Here is an 11,908-nt window from a genome sequence, read left to right as displayed (position 1 = left end):
ACGACTTCTTTGGCTCCGCTCTGCTTGGCTTCGTGCATCTTGCGGATCAACGCAGGCAGGACGTGGGAGTTGTTGAGGTCGTAGTTGTCGTTGGGGCCGTACAGGTTGGTGGGCATGGCGGCCATGAATTTTGTGCCGTATTGCCGGTTGTAGCTGTGGCACATCTCGATACCGGCGATCTTGGCCAGGGCGTACGGACGGTTGGTCGGTTCCAGTGGGCCGGTGAGCAGGCAGTCTTCCTTCATCGGCTGGGGAGCTGCCTTGGGATAGATGCAGGAGGAGCCCAGGAACAGCAGGCGCTGCACGTTGTTCTGCCAGGCGCTGTGGATGATGTTGCTTTGGATGACGAGGTTGTCGTGGATGAACTCCGCCGGGTAGGTGTTGTTGGCGTAGATGCCGCCGACGCGGGCGGCGGCCAGCAGGACGTAGTCGGGCTGTTCTTCAGCGAAGAAGCGGGCGACGGCGGCCTGGTCACGCAGCTCCAGTTCAGCGTGGGTACGTATGACCAGGTTGGTGTAGCCCCGCGCTTGCAAGCGCCGCACTAGGGCTGAGCCGACCAGACCTCGGTGGCCGGCGATGTAGATCTTGCTGTCCGGTTGCATCGTGACGAATTACTCGTGATAGTCCATGGCCTGGTAGCCGTGCTTCTTGACCAGTTCGTCGCGTTCGGCGGCCTTGAGGTCTTCGCGTACCATTTCGGTGACCAGCTCCTTGAAGGTGGTGCCGGGGACCCAGCCGAGCTTTTCTTTGGCTTTGGTGGCATCGCCCAGCAGGGTTTCGACTTCAGCAGGGCGGAAGTAGCGGGGGTCAACGGCGACGATGGTCTTGCCGGTGGCGAGGTTGATGCCTTTTTCGTCTACGCCGGTGCCTTCCCAGCGGATCTTGATGCCGAGTTCTTCGGCGGCGGCGTCGATGAATTCACGCACGCTGTATTGCACGCCGGTGGCGATGACGAAGTCTTCCGGTTGCTCTTGTTGCAGCATCAGCCATTGCATTTCGACGTAGTCGCGGGCGTGGCCCCAGTCGCGCTTGGAATCGAGGTTGCCCATGAACAGGCAGTCTTGCAGGCCGAGCTTGATGCGGGCAAGGGCGCGGGTGACTTTGCGGGTGACGAAGGTTTCGCCGCGCAGGGGGGATTCGTGGTTGAACAGGATGCCGTTGCAGGCGTAGATGCCGTAGGATTCGCGGTAGTTGACGGTGATCCAGTAGGCGTAGAGCTTGGCCACGGCATACGGGCTGCGCGGGTAGAACGGGGTGGTCTCTTTCTGCGGGATCTCTTGCACCAGCCCATACAACTCGGAGGTGGAGGCCTGGTAGAAGCGGGTCTTCTTTTCCAACCCGAGGATGCGGATGGCTTCGAGGATGCGCAAGGCGCCCAGGGCATCGGAGTTGGCGGTGTATTCGGGTTCTTCGAACGAGACGGCGACGTGGCTCTGGGCGGCGAGGTTGTAGATCTCGTCCGGCTGGACTTGCTGGATGATGCGGATCAGGCTGGTGGAGTCGGTCAGGTCGCCGTGGTGCAGGACAAAGCGGCGGTTCTTTTCGTGCGGGTCCTGGTACAGGTGGTCGATGCGGTCGGTGTTGAACAGCGACGAGCGGCGCTTGATGCCGTGCACGATGTAGCCCTTCTCCAACAACAATTCCGCCAAGTAGGCGCCGTCCTGGCCGGTCACGCCGGTGATTAGTGCGACTTTACTCATTTCTGTTCCTTATGACTCAAGCAAGTTACGTTCAATTCGTGTTTGATCGGCCTAGCCCTGACAGGCGTTAAGCTCACGCCCTCGCGCATCGCCCCATTTCAGTTGGGTATGTTCATCCCCAAGGTAATAGGTATTACCCGAGCCATGCTCGAAGCAATACTTGGGCCCGATGATGGCTTCAGTGACGGTTTGTCCGACGCCGATACGGGTGTAGTCGAGCAGGATGGAGCGGTCGATCTTGGCATCCTTGCACAGGTGCGAGCCTTGCGACAGCCAGGATGGGCCGATGATCTCAGCGCCGTTTTCGACACATACGCCGGAGCCAATGTAGACCGGCCCGGTGACTTTGACCGAATCCCAGTCGATGCGTGTGTTGATGCCGACCCAGACTCCGGGCTTCACTTCGGTGCCGGGCATGTGCATGTGGGCGACCTCGCCGCTCATCACGCGCTGCGAAACGGTCCAGTAGTCGGCGACATGGCCGATGTCGATCCAATTGAAGAAGCGCCTCTGGGCGTAGAACGGCAGACCGTGTTCGGCCAGCATGGGGAAAAGCTCACTGCCGATATCGAAGGTCTGGCGCGGCGGGATGAGGTCGAGCACTTCAGGCTCGAACAGGTAGATGCCGGTGCTGGCGAAGTTGGAACGCGCCTCCTCGGGCTTGGGCTTCTCCTGGAAGGAGACTATGCGCCCTTCCTTGTCGGACTCGACCACACCATAGCTGCTCACCTGATGGTTAGGCACTTCCAGAGTGACGACGCTGGCAATAGCCCCCTTGGCGCGATGCTCGCTGACAGCGGCCCCGATGTCGAGGTCGATGAGCGCATCACCGCAGATGACCAGCGTGGTGGTATCGAAGAAGCCACCGAAATCCTGGATCTTTTTCATGCCGCCCGCCGAACCGAGTGACTTGGGCGTGATCTCGCCGTATTCGTAGATGCCTTCGTAGGAGTAGCCGATCTGAACACCCCAGCGCGAGCCATTACCGAAGTAATTCTCGATCATCCAGTGCTTGTAAGACACATTGACCATGATCTCGCGGATACCGTAGGCAGCCAGATATTCGATGATGTACTCCATCACCGGCTTGCCTAGTATCGGAATCATGGGTTTGGGCAAATCCTGAGTCAGCGGACGGACACGTGTGCCCTGCCCCGCAGCCAGGATCATCGCCTTGACATGCTTCATCGTAATTCCCCCTAATACCTCGTGCTCGCCACCACATCATCCAGCAATAGATATCCATGGAACTACGTCGCACAACGACAGATGGGACCATAATGCTATGCACTATTGCAAAACTTTGAGGAAAAATGGCGTGCATTGTATCGCACCGAACTCCCCTCCCCTATAGACTTCAGGATATAGGTAAAAAGAGGGAAAGTGCGATAAGGATTACCCTACTTACTGTCGCTATAGGTACCGAATTGAATCTGCCTTGCCTGCAACCACCTTTAATCAACGAAATTGGATTGATTTCAATCTATCAAACAACAGGGTGGGTCACTCACCTTACTTGAGGACTCAGGATTTTCGACATCAAAAATTCGACGTACCGAAGTTATGCCATAACAACTCACAAACAAGTGTAATAAATAACAAATAATCAGATAATCCTAGGCAGGGCAACTTTTGAAGCATTCTTTTTCATGACCTTCAACCACAATCTTTTCAATCCCCAAGCTTGGAGCACTGAGCTTGCCATTGCGCACTTGTTGGAGATAGGCCAAACAGACACCAAACGCACCGCCGAACGCCGGCTGCATGAGTTGGGCATCTTGCCGACCGAGTTAAGCGCCGCAGCCTTGCGCGACGAGTCGGATCGCCCGCCCACACCCATGGTGTTGGAATGGGAGATCGAAGAGGCGCGGGCGCGACGCAAACTGGTGCTGTTCGCACAACTGTCGAAGCTCCCCGGCGGCATCGACTGCCTGCATGCCAACGACGCGCGCGGTGCACGCTACTGGGTTCCGCTGGAACGCCCGTTGGGTGAAACAGACAACGACACCCCGCTGATCGACGCACTGACCAAGCTGCGCGCCCACATCGACAAGGACTTGGTCATCTTCCCGCATGGCACAGTGACGCGCCATCTGCGAGCCATGACTCCCCCGTCCGGCAGCGCTTTCGGCCTACTCGGCTACCAGCCAGTGCTCGACATCTCCCCGCAGATCCGCAACGCCCGCCCGCGCCGCGCGGTGGATAGCGAGACGATGAGCCATCTGGACAAGCTGGAAGCCGAGAGCATCTACATCATGCGCGAAGTGGCTGCCGAAGCCGAGAATCCGGTGATGTTGTATTCCATCGGCAAGGACAGCGCGGTGATGCTGCATCTCGCGCGCAAAGCTTTCTATCCTGCCCCGCCGCCCTTCCCGCTGCTGCATGTGGATACGCGCTGGAAGTTTCAGGAGATGTACCAGTTCCGCGACTACATGGCTCAGGAGAGCGGCATGGACCTGCTGGTCCACGTCAACCCGGAAGCCATCGAGAAAGACATCAACCCCTTCGACCACGGTTCAGCGCTGCACACCGATGTCACCAAGACCGAAGGCCTGAAACAAGCGCTGGACAAATGGAAGTTCGATGTCGCCTTCGGCGGCGCACGCCGCGACGAAGAAAAATCCCGCGCCAAGGAACGCATCTTCTCCTTCCGCACCGCCCAGCACCGCTGGGAACCGAAGTGCCAGCGCCCCGAACTGTGGAATTTGTACAACAGCAAGAAGCGACGTGGCGAGAGCATCCGTGCCTTCCCCATCTCCAACTGGACCGAGCTGGACATCTGGCAGTACATCTACCGCGAGAACATCCCGCTGGTGCCGCTATATTTCGCCAAGGAGCGCCCCGTGGTGGAGCGCAACGGCATGCTGCTGATGATAGATGATGCACGCATGCGCTTGCTGCCGGGCGAGAAGATCGAGCGGCGCAAGATCCGCTTCCGCACGCTGGGCTGCTATCCGCTGTCCGGAGCCATCGAATCCGAATCCGAGACCTTGCCCGAGATCATCCTCGAACTGATGAACTCGCATGTCTCCGAACGCCAGGGCCGCGCTATCGACAACGATCAGGCCGCCTCCATGGAAAAGAAAAAGCAGGAAGGATATTTCTGATGCGCAAGCAAAGTACCAGCGCCGCCCTGCGCGCCAACGACGCCCGCGACAAGGTCGAAGCCTATCTCTACAATCAGGAGCAACTCGGCCTGCTGCGCTTCATCACCTGCGGCAGCGTGGACGATGGCAAGAGCACGCTGATCGGCCGGATGCTGTGGGAGGCACAGATGATCTATGACGATCAGGTCGCCTCGCTTAAGAACGATTCCAGGAAGCACGGCACACAGGGCGAAGACATCGACTTCGCCCTGCTGGTGGACGGCCTCGCCGCCGAACGCGAGCAAGGCATCACCATCGACGTGGCCTACCGCTTCTTCGCCACCGACAAGCGCAAGTTCATCGTCGCTGACACCCCCGGCCACGAGCAATACACCCGCAACATGGTCACCGGCGCCTCCACCGCCGATGTTGCCATCCTGCTGATCGACGCGCGCTATGGCGTGCAGGTGCAGACCCGCCGCCACGCCTACCTAGTGTCGCTGATGGGCATCCGCCACGTGGTGCTGGCCATCAACAAGATGGACTTGGTCGGCTTCGACCAGAAGACCTATCTGGACATCGAAGCCACGTTCCGCGATTTCGCGCAAAAGCTGGGCTTCGACAGCATCACGCCGATCCCGCTGTCGGCGCTCAAGGGCGACAACATGCTGACTCGCTCGGCACAGTCGCCTTGGTACAGCGGCGCAACGCTGATGGGCTATCTGGAGACCGTCGATGTCAGCAAGCCCGCAACTCACGACCTGGTGTTCCCGATCCAGTGGGTGAACCGCCCCAATCTGGATTTCCGTGGCTTCACCGGCACGCTCACCGAAGGCTCGGTCAAGGTCGGCGACACCGTGCGCGTCACCGCCACCGGACAGACCGCCGAAGTGGAACGCATCGTCACCTTCGATGGCGATCTGGAGATCGCCCGCGCCGGTCAGGCCGTCACCCTGACGCTGAACCGCGAGATCGATGCCTCGCGCGGCGATGTGTTCAGTCATGCCACCAATCCGTTGCAGACCACAGACCAGTTCGAAGCCGCCGTGGTATGGATGAGCGACGAGACCGGCCTGAGTGGCCGCACCTACGACCTGCGTCTGGGCACGCAATGGACACCCGCATCCATCACCAGCATCGACTACAAGGTGAATGTGAACACCCTGGCACACGAGCCGCACAAACAGCTCGATCTGAACGACATCTGCGTGTGCAAGTTGTCGACCAGCAAGCCGCTGGCCTTCGACACCTTCGCCAACAGCGCGGCGCTGGGTTCGTTCATTATGGTGGATCGCTTCACCCACGCCACAGTCGGTGCCGGTGTCATCCGCCACTCGATGCGCCGCGCCCAGAACATCCATCGCCACTCGCACGTCATCGCCCGCAGTGACCGCGAACGGCTCAACGGCCATAAAGGCAAGGTGTTCTGGTTCACCGGCTTGTCCGGCTCAGGCAAGTCCACCCTGGCCAATGCCTTTGAACAGGCGCTGCACAGCGAGGGCTATCGCACCTACATTCTGGACGGCGACAACGTGCGGCACGGCCTGAACAAGGACCTGGGTTTCACCGATGCAGACCGGGTCGAGAACATCCGCCGCGTCGCTGAGGTGGCCAAGCTTATGGTGGATGCCGGGCTGGTGGTCATCACCGCCTTCATCTCGCCGTTCCGCAGCGAACGCGACTTCGCCCGCTCGCTGTTCGAGGAAGGCCAGTTCGTGGAAGTGTTCGTGGATACCCCGCTGGACGTGTGCGAGAGCCGTGATCCCAAGGGGCTGTACCAGAAGGCGCGCGCCGGGCAGATCCCGAACATGACCGGTATCAACAGTACCTATGAGATTCCGATTTCAGCAGATATCTGCATAAACACCACTAATGCTGATAACAGCCTAGCAGTCGACATACTAAAGTCTAAACTCACACCTCTTTAAGTGTCCTGTTTGCTAAAGGATAGGATAGGCCAGTCGACTTGATGCTCGTGCGCGCACGAAAAACGCTGCATTTTGCAAATCGGGCTTGTTGTAGACCAGCTCCCGACCTGCGCTGTCCTGAACCACGCCTTGCGCCTGATTGACGATCGCGTGCGCTGCAGCGGTATCCCATTCCATGGTCGGCCCCAGCCGTGGGTAGAAGTGCGCTACACCTTCAGCCACTAGGCACAACTTGAGTGAGCTGCCCATGCTGATGCACTGGTGCTCACCGATCTTGTGCAGCAGTGCGATGGTACGCTCATCCGCGTGCGAGCGGCTGGCCACCACGCTGACCACCTCCCCCGCTTCCAACACCCTGGCCTGGATCGGCTGAGCATCCGCGTTGCCACGCTGAACGAACGCCCCGACACCTTGCGCCGCGAAGTAACAGACATCCAGCACCGGCGCGTACACCACGCCCAGAATGGGACGCGAACCCTCGATCAGCGCGATGTTGACGGTGAACTCGCCGTTGCGTTTGATGAACTCTTTGGTCCCGTCGAGCGGATCGACCAGCCAGAACCGCCCCCATGCCTGGCGCTCCTCGAACGGAATCTGGGCCGACTCCTCGGACAGGATCGGCCAGCCCAGTTGCAGTGCCTGCAAGCCCGCACCGATGACCCGATCCGCCGCAAGGTCCGCCTGCGTCAGAGGGGACTTACCCCCTTTGATGGTCACCTCGCTGGCCGGGTCGGCATAGACCTCCATGATGGCGCGTCCGGCTTGATACGCGATAACAACAACTTGGTCGAGGAGCTCTTTCATGCTCAGTCCTTGTGAAAAATATGGATAGGCTGGGCAGCCAGGCTACACCACGGTGACGCGGGCATCGCCTGATGAGAGGTGGCCGATGATACATGCTGCGGTGAAGTCTGCGGCACGGAAGGTGGCCAGCACTTGTTCGGCAGCTTGCGGTGCACAGGCGACCAGCAGACCGCCGCTGGTCTGCGGGTCGCACAGGAGTTTGCGCTGCCAGTCGGGGAAGCCCTCGGCCAGCACGACCTCTGCGCCGTAGCTGGCCCAGTTGCGTTCAGCCGCGCCGGTGGCGTAGCCCTGCTCGGCCAGTTGGCGAGCCACGGACAGGATGGGCAGGTCGGCGAAGGCGACGGTCGCAGCCAAACCCGAGCCACGGCAGATCTCCAGCAAATGGCCCAGCAGGGCGAAGCCGGTGACATCGGTCATGGCGTGGACTTCCAGCAGCTTGCCCAGCTTCGCGCCGACGGTGTTGAGCTGGGTCGCCGTATCCACCATCTGGCGATAGCCCTCGCCGGAAAGCTCACCTTTCTTCAGCGCGGCGCTCAAGATACCCACGCCCAACGGCTTGCCGAGGATGAGCACATCGCCAGCCTGGGCGCGGTCGTTGCGCTTGATCTGGTCGGGGTGGCCCACGCCCACGCCGACCAAGCCGTAGATAGGCTCGGGCGCGTCGATGGAATGGCCGCCCGCGATGGGGATGCCGGCTGCCGCACACACTTCAGCGCCGCCCGCGAGGATGTCGCGGATGGTTTCCAGCGGCAGTTTGTTGATCGGCATGCCAACCACGGCCAGCGCAAGGATGGGGGTCGCGCCCATGGCATAGATGTCGGACAGGGCATTGGTGGCGGCGATGCGACCGAAGTCGCGCGCGTCATCCACGATGGGCATGAAGAAATCGGTGGTGACGACCACCGCCTGCTCGTCGTTGAGCTTGTACACGGCGGCATCGTCGCTGCTCTCGGTGCCGACCAGCAGATTCGGATAGGCAGGCAGCGCAGGCAAGGTCGCCAGCATCTGCGAAAGCACGGCGGGCGCAATCTTGCAGCCGCAGCCGCCGCCGTGAGAGTATTCGGTCAAGCGTATCGTTTCAGCCATTTGAGCACATGAGAAAAATCGAAGCCGCAACCCTAGCACAGCTTGCTGAATACGACGACATCATCGACGTGCGCTCGCCCGCCGAGTTCGCCGAGGACCACATTCCGGGTGCGATCAGCGCGCCCGTGCTGGACAACGAGGAACGCGCCCGCATCGGCACACTGTACAAGCAAGTCTCGCCGTTCGAGGCGCAGCGTCAGGGTGCGGCGCTGATCTCTCGCAACATCGCCCGCCACCTGGAAACCCTGTTCAGCGACAAGCCCAAACACTGGCATCCACTGGTGTACTGCTGGCGCGGCGGGCAGCGCAGTGGCGCGATGGCGCACATTCTGGCGCAAATCGGCTGGCGCACGGGACAGTTGCAGGGCGGCTACAAGACCTACCGGCGGCAAGTGGTGGCTGATCTGGCGACATTGCCCGCACAGTTCGACTTCCGCGTGGTGTGCGGCCCGACCGGCTCCGGCAAGAGCCGGTTGTTGCAGGCTTTGGCTGCCGCAGGCGCGCAGGTGCTGGATCTGGAAGTGCTGGCGCAACATCGCGGCTCACTGCTGGGCAGCCTGCCCGAAACACCACAGCCTGCGCAGAAGATGTTCGAGAGTCGGATCTGGGATGCACTACGCCACCATCACGCCGACAGCCCCGTCTTCGTCGAGGCCGAAAGCCGCAAGATAGGCACGCTGCATCTGCCGGAGCAGTTGGTCAGCGCCATGCGCAGTGCGGAATGCCTGTCGTTGAACGTGCCGATCCGGGCGCGCATCGAGCTGCTGCTCGAAGATTACGCCCACTTTCTGGGCGACCCGACAGCGCTGCTGGAGAACCTCGTCCACCTCACCGAATTGCACGGCAAACAGACCATCCAGCACTGGCAGACGCTGGCCGAAACAGGTCACTGGGCGACGCTGGTCGAAGAACTGCTGACCCGCCACTACGACCCCGCTTACCAGCGCTCCACCCAGAGCAACTATGCCCGTCTCGAACACGCCCGCCAGCTCACGCTGGACTCGCTGACTCCAGCCAGCCTGCAAACTCAGGCAGTCCTTGTCAGGGCTGAGACTTAAAGAGGCGCACCTCACTCGGTGCGTGGCACTGACCTGTCATAAAGTGTTTCCGGTGCGATATCCAGATTCCCTGGCCAACACACCGTATCAAAGGCAACGTAGGCTTGCTTGAAGCGAGCCAAGTCATGTAGCTGCCTGAACGCTCCTTTATCGAGGTAAGGGCGGGCATCGAAGACGCGCGCCTCCCCTGTGCTGAACTCAAGCTCAAGATGAAAGTCATTGCGTGGGATCACCTGCGTTACCGTTTCCACCCTCACTCCTATCGCAGCGGCTCGATCGGGAACGGGGCCTCGCCATTGACGGCCAACTCCCAATCCGCCAGCAGTGACTCTCGGTGTATTTCTATCCATGCCGCCACCAGCTTGGCTTTCGCTACAGGGATAGTGGCACCCAATATCGAGCCATCTAACGAATTAAGCCGCAGCTTACTCCTTCGCCACTTCCACCGTGGTCTGCACTTGCTGGCGCAGGCGGATGTGCAGTTCGCGCAACTGCTTTTCGTCCACCGCCGACGGCGCTTGTGTCAGCAGACACTGTGCACGCTGCGTCTTGGGGAAGGCGATCACGTCGCGGATGGATTCTGCACCGGTCATCATGGTGACGATGCGATCCAGACCGAAGGCCAAGCCGCCGTGGGGAGGCGCGCCGTATTGCAGGGCGTCGAGCAGGAAGCCGAACTTGAGTTGGGCTTCTTCGGCATCAATGTTGAGTGCGCGGAACACCTTGCTCTGCACTTCTTCCTTGTGGATACGCACCGAGCCGCCGCCGATCTCCCAACCGTTCAGCGCCAGGTCGTAGGCCTTGGCCAAGCACTTGCCGGGATCGGTTTCCAGGAATTCGATGTGCTCGTCCTTGGGGCTGGTGAAGGGATGGTGGCAGGCGCTCCAGCGCTTGGCTTCGTCGTCGTATTCGAACATGGGGAAATCGACCACCCAGATCGGCTCCCAAGCCTTGCCGTTGGTGTAGCCCTTTTCGTGGCCAATCTTGCTGCGCAGTGCGCCCAGCGCGTCGTTGACCACCTTGGACTTGTCTGCGCCGAAGAAGATGATGTCGCCGCTTTGTGCGCCGGTGCGCTCGACGATGGTCTTGAGCGCCTGTTCGTGCAGGTTCTTGACGATGGGCGATTGCAGGCCGGTCTCGTTCAACTGGGTCACGTCGTTGACCTTGATGTAGGCCAGACCTTTCGCGCCGTAGATGCCGACGAACTTGGTGTAGTCATCGATCTCGCCACGGGTGAAGGTCGCCCCGCCGGGCACGCGCAACGCCGCCACTCGACCGCCGGAAGCCGCGACGCCGCTGAACACCTTGAACGCCACGTCCTGCACCGCATCGGTGACTTCGGTGATCTCCAGCGTCACGCGCATGTCCGGCTTGTCGGAACCGAAGCGGCTCATGGCTTCGGCGTAAGTGATGCGCGGGAAGGGGTTGGGCAGTTTGACCTCCAGCACTTCCTTGAACACGGTGCGGATCATCTCTTCGGTCAGCCCCATGATCTCCTCTTCCGATAGGAAAGAGGTTTCGATATCCACCTGGGTGAACTCGGGCTGGCGGTCGGCGCGCAGGTCTTCGTCGCGGAAGCACTTGGTGATCTGGTAGTAGCGGTCGAAACCGGCCACCATCAGCATCTGCTTGAACAGCTGCGGCGATTGCGGCAGAGCGAAGAACTCGCCGGAATGTACGCGCGACGGCACCAGATAGTCACGAGCGCCCTCGGGCGTGGACTTGGTGAGCATCGGCGTTTCGATGTCGATGAAGCCCTTGTCGTCGAGGAAGCGGCGGAAAGCGCGCGCAGTCTGGTAGCGCAGACGCATGTTCTTCTGCATCTGCGGGCGGCGCAGGTCGATCACGCGATGGGTCAGGCGCACGTTCTCGGACAGGTTTTCGTCGTCCAGCTGGAACGGCGGCGTGACAGCGGCATTGAGGATCTCCAGCTCCTGGCAGATCAGTTCCACTTCGCCGCTGGGCAGATTGGGATTCTCCGTCCCTTCCGGGCGACGGCGCACCTTGCCGGTGACGCGCAGCACAAACTCGTTGCGCACCGATTCGGCGGCGGCAAACATCTCCGGGCGATCCGGATCGCACACCACCTGCGCCAGACCTTCGCGGTCGCGGATGTCGATGAAGATCACCCCGCCGTGGTCGCGGCGGCGATGCGCCCAGCCGCACAGAGTAACGATCTTGCCCAGATGGGCGGTGTTGAGTTGTCCGCAATAATGAGTACGCATAGTGCTGTTCAAGTGAATGAT

The 11,908-nt window shown here is 60.6% G+C and carries 11 protein-coding genes; 3 read left to right on the top strand and 8 right to left on the bottom strand.

All coding sequences use genetic code 11. The annotated features are described in order from the left end of the window. From DM08_RS11590 to DM08_RS11580, 3 genes are all read right to left on the bottom strand, one after another. The coding region (locus tag DM08_RS11590) for a GDP-L-fucose synthase family protein (protein WP_237560285.1) at positions 1-602 on the bottom strand (602 nt) is incomplete at its 3' end. 9 nt (positions 603-611) lie between these two features. Further along, positions 612-1,700 (bottom strand): GDP-mannose 4,6-dehydratase, encoded by a 1,089-nt coding sequence (gene gmd, locus DM08_RS11585; RefSeq protein WP_035384800.1) that lies wholly within the window; start codon positions 1,698-1,700, stop codon positions 612-614. Between the two features lie 51 nt (positions 1,701-1,751). Continuing rightward, positions 1,752-2,888, bottom strand: coding sequence for a sugar phosphate nucleotidyltransferase (locus tag DM08_RS11580; protein ID WP_035384799.1), 1,137 nt, complete (start codon positions 2,886-2,888; stop codon positions 1,752-1,754). Between the two features lie 1,010 nt (positions 2,889-3,898). On the opposite strand from DM08_RS11580, the gene cysD reads away from it, so the two are divergent. Together cysD and cysN are read left to right on the top strand one after the other, a co-directional pair. Further along, positions 3,899-4,807, top strand: a complete 909-nt coding sequence (cysD, locus tag DM08_RS13335; protein ID WP_343283012.1) for a sulfate adenylyltransferase subunit CysD — start codon at positions 3,899-3,901, stop codon at positions 4,805-4,807. Then, positions 4,807-6,714 (top strand): sulfate adenylyltransferase subunit CysN, encoded by a 1,908-nt coding sequence (gene cysN / locus DM08_RS11570; protein ID WP_051938200.1) that lies wholly within the window; start codon positions 4,807-4,809, stop codon positions 6,712-6,714. Before cysD ends, cysN begins: the two co-directional genes overlap by 1 nt. Before the next feature lie 12 nt (positions 6,715-6,726). On the opposite strand, the gene cysQ is transcribed toward cysN, so the two are convergent. Further along, entirely contained in the window at positions 6,727-7,518 is a 792-nt protein-coding gene (gene cysQ / locus DM08_RS11565) for a 3'(2'),5'-bisphosphate nucleotidase CysQ (RefSeq protein WP_035384798.1), read from the bottom strand. A gap of 42 nt (positions 7,519-7,560) precedes the next feature. Beyond that, positions 7,561-8,604, bottom strand: a complete 1,044-nt coding sequence (selD, locus tag DM08_RS11560) for a selenide, water dikinase SelD (RefSeq protein ID WP_035384797.1) — start codon at positions 8,602-8,604, stop codon at positions 7,561-7,563. 8 nt (positions 8,605-8,612) lie between these two features. On the opposite strand from selD, the gene mnmH reads away from it, so the two are divergent. Then, positions 8,613-9,662, top strand: a complete 1,050-nt coding sequence (gene mnmH, locus DM08_RS11555; protein ID WP_035384796.1) for a tRNA 2-selenouridine(34) synthase MnmH — start codon at positions 8,613-8,615, stop codon at positions 9,660-9,662. Between the two features lie 11 nt (positions 9,663-9,673). Here mnmH and DM08_RS11550 read toward each other — a convergent pair whose 3' ends face one another. Genes DM08_RS11550 through aspS form a run of 3 tightly spaced genes read right to left on the bottom strand, consistent with a single transcriptional unit; the run spans position 9,674 to position 11,887 of the window. Further along, complete coding sequence (locus tag DM08_RS11550; RefSeq protein ID WP_035384795.1) at positions 9,674-9,913, bottom strand: DUF2442 domain-containing protein; 240 nt, start codon at positions 9,911-9,913, stop codon at positions 9,674-9,676. Positions 9,914-9,921: 8 nt separating this feature from the next. Then, positions 9,922-10,056, bottom strand: a complete 135-nt coding sequence (locus DM08_RS12950) for a DUF4160 domain-containing protein (RefSeq protein ID WP_237560283.1) — start codon at positions 10,054-10,056, stop codon at positions 9,922-9,924. 31 nt (positions 10,057-10,087) lie between these two features. Next, positions 10,088-11,887, bottom strand: coding sequence for an aspartate--tRNA ligase (gene aspS / locus DM08_RS11545; protein WP_035384794.1), 1,800 nt, complete (start codon positions 11,885-11,887; stop codon positions 10,088-10,090). Between the last annotated feature and the right edge of the window lie 21 nt (positions 11,888-11,908).

It is taken from the genome of Ferriphaselus sp. R-1 (assembly GCF_000746095.1).
Classification (GTDB): domain Bacteria; phylum Pseudomonadota; class Gammaproteobacteria; order Burkholderiales; family Gallionellaceae; genus Ferriphaselus.
This window is presented reverse-complemented; position numbering and strand designations above follow the sequence as displayed.

What these genes read in the sequence shown, in the direction of transcription:
- gmd (WP_035384800.1), bottom strand. Translation starts at nt 1,700, where the DNA reads ATGAGTAAAGTCGCACTAATCACCGGCGTGACCGGCCAGGACGGCGCC.
- DM08_RS11580 (WP_035384799.1), bottom strand. Translation starts at nt 2,888, where the DNA reads ATGAAGCATGTCAAGGCGATGATCCTGGCTGCGGGGCAGGGCACACGT.
- cysN (WP_051938200.1), top strand. Translation starts at nt 4,807, where the DNA reads ATGCGCAAGCAAAGTACCAGCGCCGCCCTGCGCGCCAACGACGCCCGC.
- cysQ (WP_035384798.1), bottom strand. Translation starts at nt 7,518, where the DNA reads ATGAAAGAGCTCCTCGACCAAGTTGTTGTTATCGCGTATCAAGCCGGA.
- selD (WP_035384797.1), bottom strand. Translation starts at nt 8,604, where the DNA reads ATGGCTGAAACGATACGCTTGACCGAATACTCTCACGGCGGCGGCTGC.
- mnmH (WP_035384796.1), top strand. Translation starts at nt 8,613, where the DNA reads ATGAGAAAAATCGAAGCCGCAACCCTAGCACAGCTTGCTGAATACGAC.
- aspS (WP_035384794.1), bottom strand. Translation starts at nt 11,887, where the DNA reads ATGCGTACTCATTATTGCGGACAACTCAACACCGCCCATCTGGGCAAG.